This window comes from Variovorax sp. NFACC27, assembly GCF_048301545.1.
GTDB classification, from domain to species: domain Bacteria; phylum Pseudomonadota; class Gammaproteobacteria; order Burkholderiales; family Burkholderiaceae_C; genus Variovorax; species Variovorax gossypii.
This window is the reverse complement of record NZ_CP157613.1, coordinates 402094-425948: the sequence shown is the minus strand read 5'-3', so window position 1 is coordinate 425948 and position 23855 is coordinate 402094. Positions and strand designations below refer to the sequence as shown.

Here is a 23855-nt window from a genome sequence, read left to right as displayed (position 1 = left end):
CGGACTCTCTTCATGCAACAGATCGACCATCTCATCGGCGGCAAGTCCGTCAAGGGCTCGGACTACTTCGAGACCGTCAACCCCGCCACGCAGGAAGTGCTGGCCGAAGTCGCCTCGGGCGGCGAAGCCGAAGTCAACGCAGCGGTGGCCGCCGCGAAGGAAGCCTTTCCCAAGTGGGCCGGCATGCCCGCGCCCGAGCGCGCGAAGCTCATCCGCAAGCTCGGCGACCTGATTGCGAAGAACGTGCCCGAGATCGCGCAGACCGAGACCAACGACTGCGGCCAGGTCATCGCGCAAACGGGCAAGCAGCTGGTGCCGCGCGCGGCCGACAACTTCTACTACTTCGCCGAGATGTGCACGCGCGTGGACGGCCACACCTACCCCACGCCCACGCACCTGAACTACACGCTGTTCCATCCGGTGGGCGTGTGCGCACTCATCAGCCCGTGGAACGTGCCCTTCATGACCGCCACCTGGAAGGTCGCGCCCTGCCTGGCCTTCGGCAACACCGCCGTGCTGAAGATGAGCGAGCTCTCGCCGCTCACGGCAGCTCGCCTGGGTGAGCTGGCACTGGAAGCCGGCATTCCGCCCGGCGTGCTGAACCTGGTGCACGGCTACGGCAAGGAAGCCGGCGAGCCGCTGGTGGCTCACCCCGACGTGCGCGCCATCTCGTTCACCGGCTCCACCGCCACCGGCAACCGCATCGTGAAGAGCGCGGGCCTGAAGAAGTTCAGCATGGAGCTCGGCGGCAAGAGCCCCTTCGTGATCTTCGAAGACGCCGACCTCGACCGCGCGCTCGACGCGGCCGTGTTCATGATCTTCAGCAACAACGGCGAGCGCTGCACGGCCGGCTCGCGCATCCTGGTGCAGCAGTCGATCTACGCCGACTTCGCCGCGAAGTTCGCCGAGCGCGCGAAGCGCATCACGGTCGGCGACCCGCTGGACGAGAAGACCATCGTCGGCCCGATGATCTCGCAGGCCCACCTGGCCAAGGTGCGCAGCTACATCGAGCTGGGCCCGAAGGAAGGCGCGACGCTGCTGTGCGGCGGGCTGGAAGCGCCGTCGAACCTGCCCGACCGCGTGAAGAAGGGCAACTACGTCGCGCCCACCGTGTTCGCCGACGTGGACAACCGCATGAAGATCGCGCAGGACGAGATCTTCGGCCCGGTGGCCTGCCTGATTCCGTTCAGGGACGAGGCGCACGCCATCGAACTGGCCAACGACATCCAGTACGGCCTGAGCAGCTACGTGTGGACGGAGAACATCGGCAAGGCCCATCGCGTGGCCGCCGCCGTGGAGGCCGGCATGTGCTTCGTCAACAGCCAGAACGTGCGCGACCTGCGCCAGCCCTTCGGCGGCACCAAGGCCTCGGGCACGGGCCGCGAAGGCGGCACCTGGAGCTACGAAGTGTTCTGCGAGCCGAAGAACGTGGCGGTGTCGCTGGGTTCGCATCACATTCCGCACTGGGGCGTGGCGTGAACTCGAGCCGCCGCACGCTGCTGCAAGGCGCGGCCGCCCTCGCGGCCCTGCCCTCGCTCGCACGCGCACAGGGCACATGGCCCGCCAAGCCGATCCGCGTGATCGTGCCCTTCACGCCCGGCGGCACCACCGACTTCGTCGCGCGCCTCGTCGGCACTGAGCTGTCGAAGACGCTGGGCCAGCCGGTGATCGTCGACAACAAGCCCGGCGCGGGCACAGTGATCGGCGTCGATGCCGCCGCCAAGGCCGCGCCCGACGGCTACACCTTCGTCTGCGTGGCCAACAGCTTCACGGCCAACCAGACGCTGATCCGCAAGCTGCCCTACGACACGCAGAAAGACCTGCGCCCCGTGGCGCTCATGGGCATGTCGGAGCACGTGCTGGCCACGCATCCGGGCAGCGGCCTGAAGACGCTGGCCGACCTGCGCAACGCCGCCAAGGCGAAGCCGGGCACGCTGAGCTTCGCCTCCTTCGGCAACGGCACCTCGGCCCATCTCTCGGGCGAGATGCTGAAGCTGCAGATGGGCCTGGACATCGTGCACGTTCCCTACAAGGGCCAGGGCCCGGCGCTCACCGACCTGCTCGGCGGGCAGGTGACGATGATGTTCGGCAACTGGCCCGAGTTCCGCGGCCACATCCAGAGCGGCAAGCTGGTGGCGCTGGGCATGGCGACCGCGCAGCGCTCGCAGTACGCGGGCGCCATACCCACACTGGCCGAACAGGGTGTGCCCATCGAGTCCAATTCGTGGAACGGCCTGCTGGCCCCGGCCGGCACGCCCGACGCCGTCGTGCAGCGCATGAACGCCGAGGTGAACCGCGCGCTCGCGAGCTCCGCCGTGACCGATGCCTTCCAGAAGGGCGGCATCGCGTCGCTGTCGGGCACGCCGGAGCGCTTCGCGGCCTTCATCCAGAGCGAGATCGCGAAGTACGCCGACGTGATCCGCAAGGCCAACATCCAGATCGAGGGCTGAACGATGAGCCTCTATGCGATGCAGAAATTCCTGTTCGCGCTCAACCGCGAGCCGGAGGTGCAGCGGCGCTATGCCGAAGGCGGCGCAACGCGCGCGGCGCTGCTGGGCGCCTACGACTTCACGGACGAGGAACGCGAGGCCATCGACACCGGCGATATCGGCAAGCTCTATGTGCTCGGCTGCAACGGCCAGCTGCTGATGCACTTCGCGCCGCTGCTGGGCATTCCGTGGGCCGACTACCTCGAAGCCATGCGCGAGGGCGTGCGCAAGTACGGCCCGGTGCGCGCGGGCATCTACGCAATGACAACCGGAACCGACGAGAAAGTGGCGGGCGTATGAGTCTCGTATTCGCAGGCGTGTGCAGCCACGCCCCCGGCATCACCGGCCGCGCGCATCTTGCCGACCCTGCCGTGAAGGACGAGTTCCACGCGCAGTTCCATCGCTTCGGCGAGGCGATGCGCGCGACGAAGCCCGACGCGGTGATCGTGATCGCCGCCGAGCACTTCGCGAACTTCTTCATGAACAACATGCCGGCCTACGCGATCGGCATGGCCGACAGCTACGAAGGCCCCATCGAAGACCCGAAGTGGCTGGGCATCGAGAAGCACCGCATCCCGGGTGACGCCGCGCTGTCGCAGCGGCTGATCCGCGAGGTGATGCAGACGGTGGACGTGGCCTATGCGGAGGAATGGAAGTTCGACCACGGCATCATGGTGCCGCTGAACTTCCTCACGCCGAAGTTCGACACCAAGGTCATCCCCGTGAACATCAACTGCCAGGGCCCGCCGCTCACCCCGCTGCACCGCGCCTGGGCCTTCGGCGAAGCGCTGCGCCGCGCCTGCGACAAGGTGCCCGAACGCATCGCGCTGGTGGGCACGGGCGGCATCTCGCACTGGCCGGCCACGCCCGACTCGGGCAAGGTCAATGCCGAGTGGGACGCGGAGTTCATGCGCCGCTGGTGCGCCAACGACCGCGAGGCGCTGCTCTCGCAGGCCGACTACGGCGACGAGGCCACCTACCGCGAGGCGGGCCAGGGCGGCTTCGAGATCCGCACCTTCATCAGCGTGGCGGCGGCCGCCCGCGGCAAGGGCGAGATCTTCCACATGAAGGCGATCCCGATCTTCGCGGTGACCTGCACGGCCGCGACGATGTCGGTGGAATGAACGGAGAGCAGCACCCATGCCCCATCTCGTGATCCTCTACACGCCGAACATCGAGGCAGAGACCGACATGTCGGCCCTGTGCCGCACGCTGGCCGACACCATGCTGAAGCAGCGCGACGAGGCCGACAAGCCGGTGTTCCCCATCGGCGGCACGCGCGTGCTGGCCTACCCCGCCGCGCACTACGCGGTGGCCGACGGCAAGGCCGACTACGCCTTCGTGTACCTCAACATCCGCATGGCCGCCGGGCGCTCCGAGGCGGTGAAGAAGAAGGCCGGCGACGAGCTGCTGGCCGACGTGCGCGCGCATTTCGCGTCGATCTTCGACAGGCGCCACATCGGCATCACGCTGCAGATCGACGAAAGCCCGGGGCAGGTGTACGACGGCAAGCACAGCAACCTGCATCCGCTGTTCAACAAGAGCTGAACGACGACAAGAGAAGAACGGACCCACATGCTCTCCAAAGCCACCATCGCCCAACTGGCCGCCGAGCTGCACGAAAGCGAGAAGTCGCGCGTGCAGGTCGAGCACTTCTCCAAGCGCTTTCCCGAGATGACCGTCGAGGACGGCTACGCCATCTCGCGCGAATGGGTGAAGACCAAGATCGCCGAAGGGCGCACCGTGAAGGGCCACAAGATCGGCCTCACCTCGCGCGCCATGCAGCAGTCGAGCCAGATCGACGAGCCCGACTACGGCACGCTGCTGGACGACATGTTCTTCGAGCAGGGCGGCGACATCCCGTTCAAGCGCTTCATCGCGCCGCGCATCGAGGTCGAGCTGGCCTTCGTCCTCGGCAAGAAGCTGCAGGGCCCGAACGTGACCATCTTCGACGTGCTGGCCGCCACCGACTACGTGGTGCCCGCCATCGAGATCATCGACGCGCGCATCGAGCAGTTCGACCGCCACACCAAGGCCCCGCGCAAGGTGTTCGACACCATCTCCGACAACGCGGCCAACGCCGGCATCGTGATGGGCGGACGACCAGTGAAACCCGATGCGGTGGACCTGCGCTGGGTGAGCGCGCTGCTCTTCAAGAACGGCGTGATCGAGGAATCGGGCGTGGCCGCGGCCGTGCTCAACCACCCGGCCACCGGCGTGGCCTGGCTCGCGAACAAGCTCGCGCCCTGGGACGAATGCCTGGAGGCCGGTGAAGTGGTGCTGGGCGGCTCGTTCACGCGGCCGACCACCGCCGTGCCGGGAGACACCTTCCACGCAGACTACGGTCCTCTCGGTTCGATTTCCTTCCGCTTCGCCTGAACGAACACCATGCACACCCCCATCAACACCTTCAAGCAGGCCCTCGCGGCCGGCAAGCCCCAGATCGGCCTTTGGGTCGGGCTGGCCGACGGCTACGTGGCCGAGATCCTGGCCGGCACCGGCTACGACTGGCTGCTGGTCGACGGCGAGCACGCCCCCAACGACGTGCGCTCGGTGCTCGCGCAGCTGCAGGGCATTTCCAGCGCATGGTCGGCGCAGGCCGAGGCAGACCGCTCGCACCCGGTCGTGCGCATTCCGGTGGGCGACACGACGCTGATCAAGCAGTACCTCGACATCGGCGCGCAGACGCTGCTGGTGCCGATGGTCGACACCGCCGAGCAGGCCGCGCGGCTGGTGCAGGGCATGCGCTACCCGCCCGAAGGTATCCGCGGCATGGGCAGCGCACTGGCGCGCGCCTCGCGCTGGCAGGCCTACCCCAACTACCTGCACGAGGCCAACGCGCAGACCTGCCTGCTGGTGCAGGCCGAGACGGTGGAGGCGATGAAGAACCTCGATGCCATCGCAGCCACGCCGGGCGTGGACGGCGTGTTCATCGGCCCGGCCGACCTGTCGGCCTCGATGGGCTTCGTGGGCCAGCCCAACCACCCGGAGGTGCAGGCGGTGATCGCCGACGCCATCGCACGCATCCTCAAGGCCGGCAAGGCGCCCGGCATCCTGTCGACCACGGAGGAGCAGGCGCGCAAGTGGCTCGCGGCCGGCGCGCTGTTCGTGGCGGTGGGCGTGGACACCATGGTGCTGGCGACCGCGGCCAAGCAGCTGCTGGCCAAGTACAAGGTGGCGCCCGGCGCGGCCTCGCCCAACGGCTACTGATCTCTTTTCTTCTTCACACGGGAGCACTCGCCATGCAACGCACGACCCTCGCGGCCCTGGCCGCGGCAGCCACCCTGTTCCTCGCCGCCTGCGCGCCCATGGGCGGCGGCAAGCAGGGAACCACCGCCCAGCAGGAAGCCAACCGCCAGGCCGTGCTCGCCTTCTACGAGAAGGGCCTCAACCAGAAGGACGCCGACGCGGCCCTGCAGTACGTGGGCAACCGCTACGTGCAGCACAACCCCACGGCTGCCGACGGCCCCGAGGGCTTCCGCAAGTTCATCGCCTTCCTGCGCGAGAAGTTCCCGAACTCCAGGAGCGAGATCAAGCGCAGCTTCGTCGACGGCGACTACGTGATCCTGCACGTCAATGCGATCCGCGAGCCGGGCACGCGCGGCAGCGCCATCGTCGACATCTTCAAGCTGGAGAACGGGAAGATCGTCGAGCACTGGGACGTGGTGCAGCCGGTGCCCGAGACCGCCGCGAACAAGAACGGCATGTTCTGACCGACCTTCTTCTTCCACGACCAGCCAGCCCCGACGCCAGCCGATGACCACGCCCGACGATCCGAACAGCAGCAACAGCGGCAACAAGCGCTTCCGCTCCGCCACCATCCGCGAGGGCACGATCCGCGCGACCACGCGCAGCTTCCTGCACGCGCTGGGCCAGGACGACGAGGACATCGCGCGCCCGCACGTCGGCGTGTTCCACACCGGCGGCGAGATGAGCCCGTGCAACCTCAACCTGCGCGAGCAGGCGCAGCACGCCAAGACCGGCATCTACGCCGGCGGCGGCACGCCGCACGAATGCCCGGTGGTGTCGATCAGCGACGGGCTGACGATGGCGCATTCGGGCATGCGCTTCTCGCTGATCTCGCGCGAGCTCATCGCCGACAGCGTGGAAGCCTCCACACGCGGCCACCAGTGGGACGGCATCTTCGCCATCGGCGCCTGCGACAAGAACCTGCCGGGGCTGATGATGGGCATGGTCCGCTGCAACGTGCCCAGCGTGTTCGTGCACGGCGGTTCGGCGCTGCCGGGCCAGATGCCGGGGCCCGACGGGCAGGACCTGAACGTGGTCGACACCTACGAGACCATCGGCAAGGTGCTGGCCGGAACCGCCACGCACGACGAGCTCGACGCCATGAGCCGCGCCTGCCTGCCCACCGCCGGCGCCTGCGCGGGGCAGTTCACGGCCAACACCATGGGCATGGTGTCGGAGGCGCTGGGCCTCGCGCCCATCGGCTCCAGCATGGTGCCGGCCGTGTTCAGCGAACGCGCGCCGCTGATGCGCCGTGCCGCCAAGACGCTGATGAAGGCGGTATTGGGTGACGGCCCGCTGCCGCGCGACATCGTCACCCGCAAGGCGCTCGAGAACGCCTGCGCCATCGTCTCGGCCACCGGTGGCTCGACCAACGCGGCGCTGCACCTGCCGGCCATCGCGCACGAGGCGGGCATCAAGTTCCACCTCGACGACGTGGCCGAGATCTTCGCGCGCACGCCGCTCATTGCCGACCTGCGCCCGGGCGGCAAGTACCTGGCGCGCGACGTGTTCTACATCGGCGGCGCGGGCGTGATCCTGCGCACGCTGCTGGAGCAGGGCTTCCTGCACGGGGACGCGCTCACCTTCACCGGCCGCACGATGGCGGAGGAGTTGGCCGGCGCCCTCGCGCCAGACGGCCGCGTGGTGCGCGAGGCCGGCAACCCGATCACGCGCGACGGCGGGCTGGCGGTGCTCAAGGGCAATCTGTGCCCCGACGGCGCGCTGCTCAAGACGGCCGGGCTCAAGGGCCTCGTGTTCCGCGGCCCGGCACGCGTCTTCAATTCGGAGGAAGAGGCGCAGACGGCCGTGCAGAACCGCAGCTACGAGGCGGGCGACGTGATCGTGATCCGCAACGAAGGGCCCAGGGGCAGCCCCGGCATGCGCGAGATGCTGGGCATCACCGCCCTGCTCTACGGCCAGGGCATGGGCGACAAGGTGGCGCTGCTGACCGACGGGCGCTTCTCGGGCGCGACGCGCGGCCTGTGCATCGGCTACGCGGGGCCCGAGGCGGCGGACGGCGGCCCGATCGCTGCGCTGCGCGACGGCGACATGGTTTCCATCGACGCGCGGGCGGAGGCGCGCTCGATCACGGTCGATCTCGCGGCCGAAGAAATCGCTGCGCGGCTCGCCGGACGTGAGGTAAACGCGGGGGTCGCGCGCGGCGGCCTGCTGGAAAAATACGCGCTCACCGTGCGCCCTGCCCACCAGGGCGCCGTGACCCACTCGGGCGCGGTCACCTGGCTGCGCGACGAGTCCTGATCGACCCTCCATAACCACCGTCCGGAGAGAGACACCATGAGCTTCACGCGCCGCCAGATCCTGCAGACCACCAGTGCATCCGCCTTGATGGCCAGCCTTGGCCAGAACGTCTTCGCGCAGGCGACGACGAACATCGAGACCGCGACCATCGTCACCGGCTTCGCGGCCGGCGGCACGTCCGACACCACCTGCCGCCGCCTGGCGACGAAGCTCGGCGGGGACTACGCGAAGACCGTGGTGGTGGAGAACCGCACCGGCGCGGGCGGCCAGATCGCCGTGGGCTACGTGAAGGGCAAGCCGGCCGACGGCAGCACCATCCTGCAGACGCCGACCTCGATCCTCACGATCTACCCGCACATCTACAAGAAACTGCCGTACGACCCGATGGTCGACATCACGCCGGTCAGCCTGGCCTGCATCTTCGACTTCGGCTTCGCCGTGGGCCCGGCCGTGCCCGCCAGTGTGAAGACCGTGCCCGAGTTCCTGGCCTGGGCCAAGGCGAACCCGGCAGGTGCCAACTACGGCTCGCCGGCCGCCGGCTCCACGCCGCACTTCATCGGCGCTCTGCTGGGCAAGAAGGGCGAGGTCGAACTCAAGCACGCGGCCTACCGCGGCACGCAGCCGGCCATGCTCGACCTGCTGGGCGGCAACATCTCGGCGGTATCGGGCCCCATCGGCGACATCACGCAGCACCTGCCCACCGGCAAGGTGCGCATCCTGGGCGTGTCGGGCGCCAAGCGCAGCCGCTTCGCGCCCGAAGTGCCCACCTTCGGCGAGCAGGGCCTGAAGGACATGGCGCACAGCGAGTGGTTCGCCTTCTTCCTGCCGGCCAAGGCCTCGCCCGAACTGGTGGCGAAGCTGAACGCCGCGATGAAGAGCGCGCTCGCGCAGAAGGACGTGATCGACGGCCTCGGCACCTTCGGCCTGGAAGCGATGTCTTCCACGCCGGCCGAGCTGACCGAACTGCTGAAGAAAGACACCGCCAAGTGGGCGCCGATCGTGAAAGAGGTTGGCTTCACAGCGGAAGGTTGAAACACATGAAGGAACTGCCATGAACACACTCGCCACCAGTGCGCCGTCTTCCACGTCGGCGCTGGTCCATCCCTCGATCCACCCGGACGAGCGCGCCGCGCGCGAAGAGCTCGCGGCCTGCTATCGCGTGTTCGCGATGCTGGGCTGGACGGAGATGATCTACAACCACATCACCGTTCGGCTGCCCGACAGCGTGACGGGTGGCGAGAAGCAGTTCCTCATCAATCCCTTCGGCCTGCACTACAGCGAGGTCACGGCCAGCAACCTGGTGAAGATCGACCTGCAGGGCAAGGTGCTCGACGGCTCGTCGTATCCGGTGAACCCCGCCGGCTTCACGGTGCATGCGGCGATTCACGACGGCCTGGAAGGCGCGCACTGCGTGATGCACACGCACACCACGGCCGGCGTGGCCGTGGCCTGCCTGCAGGGAGGCCTGCAGCAGACCAATTTCTATACGGCGCAGCTGCACGGCATGGTGGCGTACCACGACTTCGAGGGCATCACCATCCATGCCGACGAAGGTCCGCGCCTGCTGAAGAGCATCGGCGACCGCAACGCGGTGATCCTGCGCAACCACGGCCTGCTGGCCTGGGGGCAGACGCTGCCGCAGACCTTCGCCATTCTTTGGACGCTGCAGCGCGCCTGCGAGATCCAGATGGCGACCTTCTCGATGGGCCAGGCGATTCCGGTGAGCGAGGAGATCGCGCGGCGCTGCACGCGCGACGCGCTGCAGTTCAGCCCCGAGCACGGCGCGGGCCAGGACGTGTTCAATGCGCTGGTGCGGCAGGTGGACCGCATCGATCCTTCCTACCGCAACTGAACCGGAACGACCCAAGCTCATGAAGATCTGCATTTACGGCGCCGGCGCGATCGGCGGATGGATCGGCGTCGGCCTCGCCCAGGCGGGGGAGCGCCTCAACGTGGTGGCGCGAGGCGCCACGCTCGAAGCATTGCAGCGCGACGGCCTGTCGCTGATGCGCGGCGACGTGCGCACGCGCGTACCGGTCAACGCGGTGGCCGACCCCGAGGCCCTGGGCGTGCAGGACCTGGTGGTCATCGCGGTGAAGGCGCCCGCCCTGGCCGGCGTGGCCGAGCGCATCGGGCCGCTGATCGGCGCCGACACCATCGTGCTGGTGGCGATGAACGGCGTGCCATGGTGGTTCCTGGAGGGCGGCTTCGGCGGCCCGATCACCGGCCACCGCCTCGCGGCCGTGGACCCCGACGGCGCCATCGCGCGCGCCATTCCGTCGCGCAACGTGGTCGGCTGCGTGGTGCACGCGAGCTGCTCGCTCGACGCGCCGGGCGTGGTCCGGCATCACTTCGGCAACGGGCTGATCATCGGCGAGCCCTCGGGCGAGGCCACGCCGCGCGTGCAGAAGCTGCTGGCGCTGCTGAAGAGCACCGGCATCGACACCACGCTGTCGCCGCAGATCCAGAAGGACGTGTGGTTCAAGCTGTGGGGCAACATGACGGTGAACCCGATCAGCGCCCTCACCGGCTGCACCACCGACCTGATCATGGGCGACGACTACGTGCGCGGCTTCATCTCGGCGGTGATGCTGGAGGCCAAGGAGATAGGCCGGCGCATCGGCATCGAGATCACGCAGAGCCCGGAAGACCGGCACGAGATCACCAAGAAGCTGGGCGCGTTCAAGACTTCCATGCTGCAGGACGTGGAGGCCGGGCGCTCGGTGGAGCTGGACGCGCTGGTGACGGTGGTGCGCGAACTGGGCGAGCTGACGGCGGTGGCCACGCCGTTCACCGACGCGCTGCTCGGCCTGGCGCGGCTGCGCACGCGGCAGCTCGGGCTGTACTGATCCCCGGGGCGGGATCGCCGACCGGGGCCGGCCGGCACCAGTCAGGCCGCGCACAGGTTCGGCTCGCAGACTGAAGAACGACGGGTTGGGGGTTGCGGGGGGCCGCAAACCCTGTACACCCGCGTTTCTTCTTGGGCTATCCTCTCGCCACTCAAAATGCACGTAGCGATTTATTACACACCACCAAGGCTGCCTGCATGTCTGAGAACAAGGGGAGACGGATGCGTTTGATCTTCATCGAGCTGCTGGTGGCGCTGGTGTTGCTGCCCATCAGCGGCCTGTTCTGGTGGTGGGCCTTCGGCATGGGCGGCCTCGCCGTGGCCGGCTTCGTGGTGGTTGCCGGCGGCGCGCTCTACCTTGTCGTGCGAGGCGTGCGCTCGGCCAAGAACCAGCTCGGCCACCCCGGCGACGACCGCGAGCAATGAGCCGCGGGGCCTGCAACGGGCCCCATTTCGCAGCCCGGCACAGAAACATTCGCATTCAATTCGCCGGGGGTCGGCACAATATTTCTCCTGTATTTGGCGCCTCGAGCGGCAGTGGCAGCCGCTCATGAACCCTTTTTTCTGATTTATCCGGCCCTTTGCACCGATCGGCCCCGGTTTCAATGATCGGTAATATGAAACATATTCCGGCTCCAGGAATTGCGGGCATCAACAGGCAATACAAAAGTCTTGCCCGGCTCCGAGCAAATCAGAACCCGTACGGAATACGCTCCAGATTAGCCTGAAATCATTCTTCGGCTTCATGGAACGCCATTGCACGCAGTTGGTGCTTCCAGCCCCGTCGAGGGGCGCTCAATTTCCGGATTAATTAGAAAAACGTACTGTCTGCCGGATTCCGCAGCATTCCAGTCGATCATTGCCTCGCCGAAGCCATTTGTTGCCTCCGGCAGGCACTTTGATGTTCCCGGCCCACGGCTTGTCAGCCGCCTCCTACCGGGACACATTTCTTTACAAATTCGAACGCAATATCAAAAACCCTATACAACCTGACTTTGTGGATCGAAAACCACAATCTCCCGGCTATGCGGGGTAATAAATAGGTCGCAATTTCCGGTCTTCGGAAGAGCCTGCAAAACGGGCGTTCCTCGCCTCATTTCCCCAGTGAAAACAGGCAGGCGACAGGCCTGCCGGAACATGACCCTGTGGCCGGCATGGTCGACGCACGAATAGACACGTCACTTGCGTCTACTCCACCAAAAAGTTGCCTTGCGAAGGCAGCGACAATTCGCGCTCTCGCCGACCTGCCGATAAATCGTCGACTGCCCGGAATAAACCTCCCTCAATAAAAAGAATTAACCGGCGCAATCGATGCCAAATCAGGCTCGGGCTTTGCATGTGCAATCGCAGTTTTTGAAATAACCAAGTTCGCAATGGAGTTCCATTTGACCCGCTACCTGTACCTGACGGGGTGGATCGCCGCCCTGGCCGGTGCGCTGGCGCTTCAGGGCTGCGCGCCGGGCTTCGGCTCGGTGGTGGCCTACGAGCCCGACCAGAGTCCCGCGCCGGCCCTCGCGGCCGACGGCATGCCGGCCGAAGGCGGGCTGGTGCCGATCTCGCCGAGCCTCATCCGGGCCATGGCCGACGCACGGCCCACCGCCGTTCCGCCGGACGTGAAGGCGCTGTTCGGCGAAGCGCCGGTCTACACGATCGGGCCGGGCGACGTGGTGGGCGTCGTCGTCTACGACCACCCCGAGCTGCTGCCGCACGCCGGCGCGGTGATCTCCCAGCAGGTGGACCCCACCGGCATCAGCGTGGCGCCCGGCTTCATCGTCGACGCCTCGGGGCAGATCAGCTTTCCGTACATCGGGCGCGTGAAGATGCAGGGCCTGACCGAGATCGAGGCCTCCGACCTGATCGCCAAGCAGATCGCCAGGTACATCAAGGACCCGCAGGTGACGGTGCGCATCCAGTCCTTCAGAAGCCGCCGCGCCTTCGTGGAAGGCGAGGTGAACTCGCCGGGGCTGCAGATCTTCACCGACGTGCCGATGACGCTGGCCGAGGCGCTCAACCGCGCCGGCGGCATCACGGCCGCGGGCGACCGCTCGTTCATCACGCTCACGCGCGGCGACAGGACCACGCTCATCGACCTGCCGAAGCTGCAGGACATCGGCGTCGGCGCCAGCCGCATCCCGCTTCAGAGCGGCGACGTGGTGCAGGTGCGCAACCGCGACGAGAGCAAGGTGTTCGTGATGGGCGAAGTGCTCAAGCCTTCCGCGCTGACCATGCACAACGGCAAGCTCAGCCTCAACGAGGCGCTGGGCGAGGCCGGCAGTGCGAACCTGGGCACCGCGAACACGGGGCAGATCTACGTCGTGCGCAACGGCGGCGGCAGCAACGACGCCGGCGGCGCCAGGAGCACGCCGGCCGTCTTCCATCTCAACGCGAAGAACCCCGCCGCGCTCGCGCTGGCCGACCGCTTTCCGCTGCAGCCGCGCGACGTGGTCTACATCGACTCCGTGCCGCTGGTCACCTGGTACCGGGTGGCCAGCCTGATCCTGCCGGCGACCCAGGCGCTCTACAACAGCGACCAGGTCTACATGAACCACCGATGAGATCCGTGCTGACCGTCTGCATCGGCAACATCTGCCGAAGCCCCATGGCCGAGGGCCTGCTCGCAGCGGGACTGCCGGGGCTGCGCGTGTTCTCCGCGGGCACCGGCGCGCTCATCGGCAAGCCCGCCGACGCCAAGGCCCAGGCGCTCATGAAGAAGCGCGGCCTCGACATCTCGGGCCACGTCGCGCAGCAGGTGAGCCAGCTGCTGTGCCGGCAGGCCGACCTGATCCTGGTGATGGACCGCGATCAGCGCCGCCACCTCGAGTCGACCTACCCCTTCGTGCGCGGCAAGGTGTTCCGCATCGCCGAATTCGACGGGCACGACGTGCCCGATCCCTATGGAAAAGACGAAGCCGCGTTCGAGCACGCCCTGGCGCTGATCGATGCCGGCACCCGCGCATGGATCGACCGCATTCTGAAAATCACAAAACCCGAGCAGCAAACGACATGAACGCAACCCAGCAAGCCGCGCTGCCGCTGCAAGCCATGGAAGAGGATGGTGATGGCATCAACCTGGCCGAGTACCTGGACATCCTGATCGACAACCGCTGGCTCGTCGCGGCCATCGCCGTCGTGGCCGTGCTGCTGGGCACGGCGTACGCCTTTCTCGGCAAGCCGGTCTACGAAGGCAACGTCGCGGTGCAGGTCGAAGACTCCGGCAACTCGGCCGGGAGCTTCCTGGGCGATGCGGCCTCTTCGCTGCTGAGCGTGAAGACGCCGGCCGCGGGCGAGATCGAGATACTTCGCTCGCGCGCCATCCTCGGCAAGGCGGTGGAGAACACCAAGCTCTACATCAGCGCCCGGCCGCGCTACGCGCCCTTCGTGGGCAGCTGGCTCGCGCGCCGCGCCACCGAGCTTTCGGACCCCGGCTTCATGGGGCTTTCGGGCTACGTGACGGGCACCGAGAAGATCCTCGTGCCGAAGTTCGACGTGCCCGTCGACTTCGAGGACAAGAAGTTCACGCTGACCCTCGGCACCGACGGCCAGTACGAGCTGAGCAACCCGGACATCGACACGCCCATGAAGGGCCGCATCGGCACCCTGATGGAAGCGAAGGTGCCGGGCGTTCCCAACGGCAACCTGAGCCTGATGGTCACGAGCATCGAGGCCAAGCCCGGCGCGCAGTTCGTGCTCGTGCGGTCTTCGACGCAGCTCACGCTGCTGGCGCTGCAGGACGCGCTCAAGGTGGTCGAGAAGGGCAAGCAGTCGGGCGTGCTCGACGTGAGCTGGAAGAACCCCGACGCCGAGAAGCTCACGCAGCTGCTCAACGAGATCGGCCGGCTATACGTGCGCCAGAACATGGAGCGCAAGGCGGCCGAGGCGGAGAAGACGCTGGGCTTCCTCGACGGAGCCCTGCCGCAGTTCAAGAAGCAGCTCGAGCAGTCGGAAGACATCTACAACCGCTACCGCAACCAGAACGGCACCGTCAGCCTCGACGACGAGGCGAAGAACGCGCTGACCCAGACGGTCGACCTGCAGTCCAAGCTGCTCGAGGCGGAGCAGAAGCGGCGCGAGCTCACCTCGCGCTTCACCAGCGAGCATCCCAACGTGCAGACGCTGGACGCGCAGGTCGCCGCCTGGAAGAGCGCGCTGGCCACCGTCGACGCGCGCATCCGCAAGATGCCCGAGCTGCAGCAGAACACGGTGCGCATGCAACGCGACATCAAGGTGAACACCGACCTGTACGTGTCGCTGCTCAACAGCTCGCTGCAGATGCGGCTGGCCAAGGAGGGCAAGGTGGGCAACGTTCGCCTGCTCGACGAGGCCATCGTTCCGGAAGAACCGGTGTGGCCCAAGCGGCCGCTGGTCATCGCGCTGGCGGCGATCCTCGGGCTGGCCGCCGGCTTCGGCGCCGCGATCGCGCGCAGTTCCTTCTTCGGCGGCATCCGCAATCCGGCCGAGATCGAGAACCACACCGGCCTCAACGTCTACAGCAGCGTGCCGCTCAGCGCCGCGCAGCGCACCATCGACAGGAACATCGAGAACAAGCTTGCCGGCAAACACGTGCTGGCGCACCTTCAGCCGGAGGACCCGGCGGTGGAAAGCCTGCGCAGCCTGCGCACGGCGCTGCAGTTCGCGATGCTGGAGGCGACCAACAACCGCCTGCTCATCTCGGGCGCGACGCCCGGCGTTGGCAAGACCTTCATCTCGGTCAACTTCGCGGCGATCACCGCGGCCACCGGAAAGCGCGTGCTGCTGATAGATGCCGACCTGCGCAAGGGCCGGGTCAGCCAGTTCTTCTCGATCCCGCGCTCCTCCGGCCTGTCGGAACTGATCGCCGGGACGCTGGACTTCAAGCAGGCCATCCGCCCTGCCGTGCTGCCCAACCTGGACATCATGACCACGGGGGTGCTGCCGCCGAACCCTGCGGAGTTGCTGACCAGCGAGTCCTTCGTGCACGTGCTGGAAAAGCTGTCGCCGCAGTACGACCTCGTGGTCATCGACACCGCCCCGGTCCTGGTGGCCGCCGACACCGCCTCGGTGGCACCGCTCGCCAGCACCCTGCTGCTCGTGGCACGAGCCGAAAAGACCCAGCTGGGCGAATTGAACGAAACCGTCAGAAGGCTCGCCCATGCTGGCAGAACTGTAAATGGCGTAATTCTGAATGCTATTGATTTAAGCCGCCGCCACGCTGGAAGCGGGGGTTACAAATACGGCGCTTACAAACAGTTGCAATACACATACAATACCAACAGGGATTCCACTTAGACCGACTGAATTGGAGTTAAATTCAAAATCATGCGACGGGTTTCAGCCTGGCGCATCGATTAAATACTCAAATAGTATTCGGAATAAAAAGGCACTACAAATGGCTGTTAGTTCATTCGTATTGCCTTCATCGAGTCATTTGGCCGCGCAATAGTTTCTGCACTGCAGACACTAAGAGGCATTTGTGCGGGTAGTGTCGGCCAAAAATACAGGGCCATAACCGAGGATCTGCGGGCATTTGCCCGCATGAGGAAAGGTGCGTCAAAAATGAAAGCATTTCGACGGGAAATCTTGTCGCGCTTCAAATCCGGATGGAAAAACCCCATGGGCAATCTCCGTCCCGAGGAATCGCTCGTACCGCAAGGCTGGGATATCTCCGAGGCCAGCGGTGAAATGGCCCGCGGCGGCTCGCAATCCGGAATCAGCCATTCGCCATTGCTGAAGGTCGCGAAAAGATCGGTGGATATCGGCGCCGCTCTTTTCTTCTTTGCCGCCTTCGGCTGGCTTTTCGTGCTGCTCGGCCTGTGCGTTTTCGCCAGTTCCGGCGCGCCGGTGCTCTATTACCAGCCGCGATACGGAAAGAACGGGCGGGTATTCCGCTTCTACAAATTCCGCTCGATGATCGCCAATTCGGCCCAGGTGCTGGAAGAGCACCTGAAGAACAATCCCGAGGCGCGCCGCCAATGGGACGAATACCAGAAGCTGGACGACGACCCGCGCATCACCCGGTTCGGCAAATTCATCCGCAAGACCAGCCTCGACGAATTGCCGCAATTCTGGAACGTGCTGATGGGCGACATGAGCCTGATCGGCCCCCGCCCCTGCATGCTCGAGCAGAAGGAGCTCTATGGCCACAACTGGTCGCATTACTGCGCCGTGCGGCCCGGAATTACCGGCCTCTGGCAGGTCAGCGGGCGCAACCAGCTGACCTACAACGCTCGCGTCGCGCTCGACGTGAGATATGTCGAGACCCTTTCCGTCGGGAAGGACGTCGACATCTTCTTCAGGACCATCTGGGTGGTTGCTGCCGGTCACGGGTCGCGATGAATCTCGTCGGTCCCGGGTGATCGGCTCCGGCCGGATCGGTCGGAGTACGTCTTCCACGGAGTCCGCGCCGCAAGGCCGGACAGACCTTCTTTCGCTTTGCAAATGATCGGATTGGAATCCACATGCGGATGAGCCACGCCATTCCAGGTCCGGCCGCGACACCACGAACAACAACAAGAAGAGGCACGCGCCGCTTCAACCAGTACTCGATTGCCGGAGTGCTGATCGTGTTCGTGTACGTGATCATCTATGCGTATTTCCGGGAAATGCTTCCCGAGAAATGGAGCGTCGATTCGGCAAAGATCCTCGAGATCCTGAATTACGGCGGAACGGACGAAATGGACAATTCGTTCGCCGTCACGGCCGCGCTGTTCAGCATCATCGGATCGGACAACCTCGACGTCTTCACCTGCATCAGCAGCGCGATATTTCTTTTTTTCGCGACGCACAAGATCCGCAGGGCCGGCGATTTCTTTTCGCGGCTGCTGCTGATCGCGCCCTGCATCATGCTGAACATGTTCGCTCCGTCAAAAGAGACGGTGGTGCTGCTCATGACCATGTGCATCACCGTGACGACGATCTATTTCCGGACTTCCAGATTCCTCACCATCGGGGCCTTCCTCGGTCTTTATGCGATTTATGGCGTTTTCGTCCGCAATTACTATTTGCTGATCGTCGGCGTATTCTTCATCGTCCATTACCTCTGGCGCCGCCCGCTCAAATACCACGTGCTGGCCGCCATCGTGATCGCCGGTGCGGTTCTGGCCGCGCCCTCCAGTCTTTTGCAGACGCTGCAATCGCCGCGCGACACCTCCAATGCCTATGCGGAACAGATCGGCAGCGACAACCGCACGGCATTCACCAATATCGCGTCGCCCGCCACGGGCCCCGGGTTCCTGGTGAATTACGTCTATGCGGCAACGGTGCTGATCACGCCCGTCATCTATTTCCAGACGCCGAGCGACGCGTTCATGCAATTGATGATCTTCGCCATGCTGCTGATCCTCTACAAGGCGCGGCGAAGGTCCAGGCGACAGCCGGAGCAATTCGAGCCCCGTTTCTTCGGCAGTCTTTTCGTCGCGCACATCCTCGTTCAATTGATATTCGAACCGGACCTCGGCAGTTTCACCAGGCATCTGACTTCCGTAATGCTTTATCTGATCGCCATCAAGGTTTCCGGAAACAAGCCAACTCAAAGATGAAAAAAATCCTGATTTGCGCGGTGCCGTTTAGCGACAACCTGGGCGACGGCGTCATCGCGGCGTCGCTGGCCCACATCGCGGACATGAAGTACCCGGGCGTGAAGGTCGAGTTCCTCGACATCGCCGGGCGCGTCGCGTTCGACGAATCCAACCTGCGCGGCGGCGGCGCGTTCGGCGTCTTCCAGAAGCTGCCTTCGGTGCTGCGCTCCGCAATCGTTTTCGCGTACTGCCTGAAGAACTACCTGCTGAACTGGCGCAGGCAATGGCAGGCAGCGGTGGCCGATGCCGACCTGGTCATCGTCGGCGGCGGCCAGCTCTTCTGCGACGTGGCGCTGAACTTTCCGTCGAAGCTCTTCTTCCTGGGCAGGCTGCTGCGCGGGAAGAAGGTGGCCGTGGTGTCGGTCGGGGTCACGGCCAGATGGTCCTTCTGGGGAAAACTGCTCGTGGGCAAGTTCCTCCAGAACGCCGCGCCGGTCTTCTACGCAACGCGCGACGTGGATTCAGCGAACAACCTGCACGCCTTCTTCCGCATTCCGCGCAGCCGGATCAGCGTGGTTCCCGACCCGGCGCTGGTCTGCGCGAGCGCCTTCTCGGAAGAACTCTCGCCCGAGAAGAAGTGGGACGTGGGCATCTGCGTCAGCAGCCTCGATGCCCTGGTGATGAATTCCGAGTACGGAAGCACGCGCACCGTCGGCTCGGCGGAGTTCTTCTCGGGCCTGGCCGAAGCGCTGCAGGCCGAAGGCGCCCGGGTGCTGTACTTCACGAACGGCGCGGCGGAGGACAACAAGGTCCTGGCCGAGATTTCCTCCCGCGCCACGGCGGCGAACTTCTCGTTCGCCGTTCCGAAGCGCCCCGACGACCTCGTCACGCTGATCAGCGCCTGCTCCTGCATCGCCGCCCACAGGCTGCACGCGAACATCGTCGCCTACAGCCTGGGCATTCCCTCCCTGGGCATGAATTGGGACAAGAAGGTCGAGTCCTTCTTCCAGCTCACGAACCGCACCCAGCACCTGTTCGGCCTCTCGCCCAGGCACGACGAGCTGAAGGCCTCCGTGCTGGCACTGCTCCAGGCACGAAACGACCGCGAGCGGCTGCACGAATTGCAGTCCGCCGTCATCGCCGGAACCCACGCATTGATCTGAGCCGAGGAGTGAATTCCATGAAAGTCCTGCACGTCGCGGAAACACTCAAGGGCGGACTGGAGACCTATCTCCGGATCGTCTCGAACTTCCAGCGGAACTCGCCGGAAATCAGCCAGGTGAAGTTCATCCTGCCCGGCAACGTCGACTGGCTGAACCCCGAAAGCGCCCACGTGGTGCCCACCGCGCGCAGCCCGCTGTCGCTGGTGGGCTACGCCGCGCGCGTGAAGAAGATCATCGAGACGGAGCGCCCCTCGGTGCTGCACCTGCACAGCTCGATCGCGGGCGGCATCGTGCGCTCGATGGCACTGCTCGGCCAGATCCCCAGCGAGGTGAAGATCGTCTACTGCTCCCACGGCTGGGCGTTCGACCAGGCGGCGTCGCGCTACAAGAAGTCGGCCTACCGCTGGATCGAGCGGCTGCTTTCCTCGCGCAGCGACGCCATCATCTGCATCAGCCGCCACGAGGTGCGGATCGCGTCGAAGTCGGGCATCCGGCGGTGCACCTGCATTCCCAACGGGATCGACTCCGTGAGCCCCGCGCCGGCGCGCCTGCCGCTTCGCGACGGCGAAGCCGGGCCGCGCACGATCCTCTTCGTCGGCCGGCTCGACCGGCAGAAGGGCATCGACCTCCTGCTCGACGCCTACGCCAGGGTCAGGCCCGACTTCAGGCTGATCGTGGTCGGCGACTCGGTGCGCAAGGACCTCCAGCTCGCGCAGCCCGCGCGGGTGGAGTTCAAGGGCTGGCTCGAGAAGGACGCGCTCGACGCGGTCTACCAGTCCTGCGACGCCATCATCGTTCCGTCGCGCTGGGAAGGCTTCGGCCTCGTCGCCGTCGAGGCGATGGCCAGGAGCAAGCCCGTGTTCGCATCCGCCGTGGGCGGCCTGGTCGACATCGTCGAGAACGACCGCAGCGGCCGGCTCTTCGAGCTGGACCACATCGACCAGATGCTGCGCGAGATCGACCGCATGCCCGAACTGGCCCTGCGGCAGATGGGGCAGACAGGGCGAAGGATCTTCGAGGAGAAGTTCACCTCGCAGCGCATGAACACCGCCATCGTCGACCTGTACAAGGAATCGGTGCTGCCATGAAGACCGCCATGACCTCCAGGACTTCCAGCCCTCTTTCCCGCAGGCTCGCCGGATGGCTCGGCGCCCTGCTCGTCGCCGCCACGGCGGTCACCGCGGCCGGGCCGGCCGCCGCACGGGGCATCGGCACGCTGAGCTCGGAGTACCCGGTCGCGCTGAGCGTGCAGATCGACCCGGCGACCATCACCGACGACGACCTGCGCGAGATCCGCGCGTCCGGTTTCGAGTTCGTGCGCTTCGGCGTACGGCCTCCGCTGAAGAGCGTCAACCCCACGCTGATCGACTATCCGAAGCTCATCCAGCGCGTGCGCAAGGCCAGGCTCGACGCCATCGTGACGCTGTTCGGCGGCAAGGAAATCTGGGGCCACGAGCCCGGCGACCTGCGCCGCGGCCCCGGCAATGCCAGCAAGGAAAGCCTGTTCGCCGACTTCGCGGGCGACTTCATCAAGGCGCATTCGGCCGACGTCGCCGTCTGGGAAGTCTGGAACGAGCCGGACCTCAAGACCTTCCTGCGGCCCGAACTGGTGCCGGAGTTCGGCGCGGCCTCGTCGGCGCTTTGCAGCAAGCTGGAGCAGCAGCAGATCCGGCCGAACATCATCATCGGATTCGGCTTCGCGAAGCTGCCCTTCGTCGGCGGCAGCAACGGCAAGGTTCCTCCCGAGCTGGAAGACGCCTTCGTCTCGGCCGCCAAGAGCGACTGCCTGACGGACATCTCGATCCATCCCTACCGCTCGGTGCCCGAGACGGCGCTGGCCGACTACGAGAAGCTGCGCGTGCAGCTCGACCGCCGCCAGCTGAACAAGACCGGCATCGTCGCCTCTGAATGGGGCTATGCCTCGTACATGCCGGTGCGCAACCAGGGCGCGCAGGCCGCGCTGGTCTTCCGGGAATACCTCATCAACGTCGCCGCGGGCATCAAGCTGCTGAACCTCTATTCGTGGCGCGACCGCGGCGACTCCTACTTCTCGAAGGAAGACAACTTCGGCCTCAAGTCGAAGGGCGGCGAGAAGAAGGAAGCCTACTCGGCGCTCACCGAATTCCTCAAGATCGTCCGGCACTCGCAGAAGGTGTCCTACCAGGATGCCGGCGGCACGAGCCGGCTGGTGCTGCGCCGCGGCCAGTCGCTGCTGAACGTGGTGTGGACGCAGGGCGGCGAGAAGACCGTGTCGGTCCCCGCCGGCGCGAGCGGCAGCAAGTGCACGCGCGTCGACTTCTTTCCCCAGATGCGCGAAGGCAGCTGCGGCAGCCGCTCGGGCGAGGGGTTCACCGTCAAGGCGACGTCAAGTCCCGTATTGCTTTCGATATCGGACTAGGTGGAATGAAACGTCTGTCCGGTCTGGCAAGGCGCCTCGGTGGTCCGGTCTTCGCCGTTGCCGACCAGTGCATCTACAGCGCGAGCCAGCTGCTGCTGAGCTTCGCCCTCGCGCGCGTGCTCTCTCCCTCCGATTTCGGCGTGGCCTCCGCCTTCCTGGCGGTGGTCAGCTTCCAGTACATCCTGCACATGGCGATGGTGCACGAGCCCCTGCTCATCAGGCGCTACTACGTCGACCGGTCCACCGCGTGGCTGGCGTGGGCGCTGGTGGTCCTGTTCTCCCTGCTCGGCTACCTGGCCTGGCAGATAGCGGCCTTTCCGGGGCAGCTGCAATGGGTGGGCGCGGCCCTCATCGCGGGCTACGAGATCTTCTGGATCTCGCGCAGCCTGCTGCTCGCGGGGCGGCGCTACGGCGTGCTGTGCGCATCAGGCGCGCTCATCGCGGCGGGCTATGTCGTCGTGCTGAACGCCGAGAGGCCGGCGAGCTGGAAGGAAGCCCTGCTGCTGGTTTCCGTTCTCCAGATCCCGTTTCTCTTCCTCGTGCTGCGCAACGTGAGGAACACGGTTCAACCGCTGCCGGCGGCCAGGGACGCGCAGGGCCTGACGGTCGGCGAATCGATGGCCTACGGCTGGAAGGCCAGCCTCTCGCAGTTCATGAGCTGGATCATGACGGGCGGCGCCATCCTGCTGCTGGGCTCCTCGGCCGATGCCGAGCAGGGCGGCCTGCTCAAGATCTACATCACCTTCCTGCTGCCCATGCAGTACGTGCTGTCGGCGCTGGGCTACTACCTGCTGCCGCAGCTGGCGGCCAACTGGAAGTCGGCACAGGAGGCGCAAAGGAAGAAGTCCTTTCGCGACTTCGCCGGCTTCGTGCTGCTGGGCTTCGTGGTCGCCGAGGCCGTGGGCGTGGTGCTGGGCCTGCTGGGCCCTCGCCTCGTCGTGCTGGCCTTCGGCGCGAACTACAGGGGAATGGATTTCTCGCCCTTCTTCTACGCGCCCGCGATCTTCGGCCTGACGATGTGCCTGCGCACCGGCTTCAGGGCAGCCTCGCGGCCCGGCGCCCTGCTGCTGTGCTCGGTGATCGGCGCGGTGGTGTTCGCCGTCGCGATGCTCGCGGCGGGCACGCCCGTCTCCTACATCCAGACCGTCCACGCCATGACGTGGGGCTTTGCCTGCATGGCCGCACTGATGATCGCCTGGCTGTTCTTCCTGATGCGGGCGAACGGGGAGCAACGCGCCTGAACCCGCTAGGGACCGGCGCTGGAGGAGATCCTTATGAGCAACCCACTGCTTCGCGGCGTGAGCTTCGACGAGCGCCTCCGGTTCCTGCGGGATGGCGTCGTGTGCCTGCGCGGGATCGTCTCGCCCGGGTGGATAGAGCTGGCGCGCGACGGCATCGAGCAGCGGCACGACGGCGTGCTGCAGCGCGTGGTGTCCGAATCGGGCGCCAGCGAGATCGCCGGGCAGCTCACCGTGACGCGGCGGCTGCGCTGGATCTGCGACCAGCTGCTCTTCGACAAGGACGTGAGCGCCGCGACCGCGACGCCCTGGCACCAGGACATGTCCTACGGCCTGGCGGACAGCCACCGCATCGTCCACCTGTGGATGCCCGTGGACCACATGCCTCGCGAGACGGCACCGGAAGTGGTGCGCGGCTCCCACCTCTGGAAGACGGGATACCGCCGAGCCGGCTGGATCGGCCCGGCGGACGACGAGGCGCAGGCCCCCGAGCTGCCCGACATCGAGGCCAACCGAGGCGCCTTCGACATCGTGGGCTACGAGGTGGACCCGGGCGACGTCGTGGCCTTCAACCACCGCTCGCTGCACCACGCCGGCCCCGTCATGAGCTTCGGCGAGAAGCACCGGGCCTTCGCAATCCTGTGCGCCGACGACGAGCTGCTGGCGATGAGGCAGCCGAGCCGCCAGCCGGCTGCCGAGGCGTTTCGCGCGGCGTAGC

The 23855-nt window shown here is 66.1% G+C and carries 23 protein-coding genes; all 23 read left to right on the top strand.

Features of this window, described 5'->3' with window-relative positions; translation table 11 throughout:
* Positions 1-12: 12 nt before the first annotated feature.
* The 23 genes from hpaE (at position 13) to ABL840_RS01875 (ending at position 23854) form a co-directional block, all read left to right on the top strand.
* Complete coding sequence (gene hpaE, locus ABL840_RS01985) at positions 13-1479, top strand: 5-carboxymethyl-2-hydroxymuconate semialdehyde dehydrogenase (RefSeq protein ID WP_093301285.1); 1467 nt, start codon at positions 13-15, stop codon at positions 1477-1479.
* Positions 1476-2450: a tripartite tricarboxylate transporter substrate binding protein gene (locus tag ABL840_RS01980; protein ID WP_093301284.1), complete on the top strand. Its 975-nt coding sequence runs from the start codon at positions 1476-1478 to the stop codon at positions 2448-2450. Before hpaE ends, ABL840_RS01980 begins: the two co-directional genes overlap by 4 nt.
* A gap of 3 nt (positions 2451-2453) precedes the next feature.
* Positions 2454-2789: an aromatic ring-opening dioxygenase subunit LigA gene (locus ABL840_RS01975; RefSeq protein WP_093301282.1), complete on the top strand. Its 336-nt coding sequence runs from the start codon at positions 2454-2456 to the stop codon at positions 2787-2789.
* A complete protein-coding gene (locus ABL840_RS01970; protein ID WP_093301281.1) occupies positions 2786-3613 on the top strand; it encodes an extradiol ring-cleavage dioxygenase in 828 nt (275 codons plus the stop codon). The genes ABL840_RS01975 and ABL840_RS01970 overlap by 4 nt, the downstream gene beginning before the upstream one ends.
* A gap of 16 nt (positions 3614-3629) precedes the next feature.
* Positions 3630-4037 carry a 5-carboxymethyl-2-hydroxymuconate Delta-isomerase gene (locus ABL840_RS01965; protein ID WP_093301279.1) on the top strand — a complete coding sequence of 136 codons (408 nt, stop codon included), beginning with the start codon at positions 3630-3632 and terminating at the stop codon, positions 4035-4037.
* Positions 4038-4064: 27 nt separating this feature from the next.
* On the top strand, positions 4065-4868 hold the full coding sequence (gene hpaH / locus ABL840_RS01960) for a 2-oxo-hept-4-ene-1,7-dioate hydratase (RefSeq protein ID WP_093301278.1): 804 nt from the start codon (positions 4065-4067) through the stop codon (positions 4866-4868).
* Positions 4869-4877: 9 nt separating this feature from the next.
* The gene (gene hpaI / locus ABL840_RS01955; RefSeq protein WP_093301276.1) at positions 4878-5699 is read left to right on the top strand and encodes a 4-hydroxy-2-oxoheptanedioate aldolase; all 822 of its coding nucleotides are present in this window, start codon (positions 4878-4880) and stop codon (positions 5697-5699) included.
* A 32-nt stretch (positions 5700-5731) separates the two neighbouring features.
* Complete coding sequence (locus ABL840_RS01950; RefSeq protein WP_093301275.1) at positions 5732-6202, top strand: ester cyclase; 471 nt, start codon at positions 5732-5734, stop codon at positions 6200-6202.
* A 43-nt stretch (positions 6203-6245) separates the two neighbouring features.
* A complete protein-coding gene (ilvD, locus tag ABL840_RS01945; RefSeq protein WP_093301273.1) occupies positions 6246-7997 on the top strand; it encodes a dihydroxy-acid dehydratase in 1752 nt (583 codons plus the stop codon).
* Positions 7998-8033: 36 nt separating this feature from the next.
* On the top strand, positions 8034-9029 hold the full coding sequence (locus ABL840_RS01940) for a Bug family tripartite tricarboxylate transporter substrate binding protein (protein ID WP_093301272.1): 996 nt from the start codon (positions 8034-8036) through the stop codon (positions 9027-9029).
* 19 nt (positions 9030-9048) lie between these two features.
* The gene (locus ABL840_RS01935; protein WP_093301270.1) at positions 9049-9849 is read left to right on the top strand and encodes a class II aldolase/adducin family protein; all 801 of its coding nucleotides are present in this window, start codon (positions 9049-9051) and stop codon (positions 9847-9849) included.
* 19 nt (positions 9850-9868) lie between these two features.
* Entirely contained in the window at positions 9869-10846 is a 978-nt protein-coding gene (locus ABL840_RS01930) for a 2-dehydropantoate 2-reductase (RefSeq protein ID WP_093206821.1), read from the top strand.
* Between the two features lie 221 nt (positions 10847-11067).
* Positions 11068-11271 carry a hypothetical protein gene (locus tag ABL840_RS01925; RefSeq protein ID WP_170217205.1) on the top strand — a complete coding sequence of 68 codons (204 nt, stop codon included), beginning with the start codon at positions 11068-11070 and terminating at the stop codon, positions 11269-11271.
* 947 nt (positions 11272-12218) lie between these two features.
* Positions 12219-13400 carry a polysaccharide biosynthesis/export family protein gene (locus ABL840_RS01920; RefSeq protein WP_093206820.1) on the top strand — a complete coding sequence of 394 codons (1182 nt, stop codon included), beginning with the start codon at positions 12219-12221 and terminating at the stop codon, positions 13398-13400.
* Positions 13397-13852 (top strand): low molecular weight protein-tyrosine-phosphatase, encoded by a 456-nt coding sequence (locus ABL840_RS01915; RefSeq protein WP_093301269.1) that lies wholly within the window; start codon positions 13397-13399, stop codon positions 13850-13852. Before ABL840_RS01920 ends, ABL840_RS01915 begins: the two co-directional genes overlap by 4 nt.
* Entirely contained in the window at positions 13849-16110 is a 2262-nt protein-coding gene (locus tag ABL840_RS01910) for a polysaccharide biosynthesis tyrosine autokinase (protein WP_093301267.1), read from the top strand. Before ABL840_RS01915 ends, ABL840_RS01910 begins: the two co-directional genes overlap by 4 nt.
* Before the next feature lie 267 nt (positions 16111-16377).
* Positions 16378-17157, top strand: coding sequence for a sugar transferase (locus ABL840_RS01905; protein ID WP_240652256.1), 780 nt, complete (start codon positions 16378-16380; stop codon positions 17155-17157).
* A gap of 128 nt (positions 17158-17285) precedes the next feature.
* A complete protein-coding gene (locus ABL840_RS01900; RefSeq protein ID WP_418116176.1) occupies positions 17286-18359 on the top strand; it encodes a hypothetical protein in 1074 nt (357 codons plus the stop codon).
* Positions 18356-19501: a polysaccharide pyruvyl transferase family protein gene (locus ABL840_RS01895; protein ID WP_093206815.1), complete on the top strand. Its 1146-nt coding sequence runs from the start codon at positions 18356-18358 to the stop codon at positions 19499-19501. The genes ABL840_RS01900 and ABL840_RS01895 overlap by 4 nt, the downstream gene beginning before the upstream one ends.
* Before the next feature lie 17 nt (positions 19502-19518).
* Positions 19519-20589, top strand: a complete 1071-nt coding sequence (locus ABL840_RS01890) for a glycosyltransferase (protein ID WP_093206814.1) — start codon at positions 19519-19521, stop codon at positions 20587-20589.
* Complete coding sequence (locus ABL840_RS01885) at positions 20586-21899, top strand: hypothetical protein (protein WP_418116175.1); 1314 nt, start codon at positions 20586-20588, stop codon at positions 21897-21899. The genes ABL840_RS01890 and ABL840_RS01885 overlap by 4 nt, the downstream gene beginning before the upstream one ends.
* A 5-nt stretch (positions 21900-21904) precedes the next feature.
* A complete protein-coding gene (locus tag ABL840_RS01880; protein ID WP_093301266.1) occupies positions 21905-23140 on the top strand; it encodes a lipopolysaccharide biosynthesis protein in 1236 nt (411 codons plus the stop codon).
* Between the two features lie 33 nt (positions 23141-23173).
* Entirely contained in the window at positions 23174-23854 is a 681-nt protein-coding gene (locus tag ABL840_RS01875; RefSeq protein ID WP_093301264.1) for a phytanoyl-CoA dioxygenase family protein, read from the top strand.
* Position 23855 lies beyond the last annotated feature (1 nt).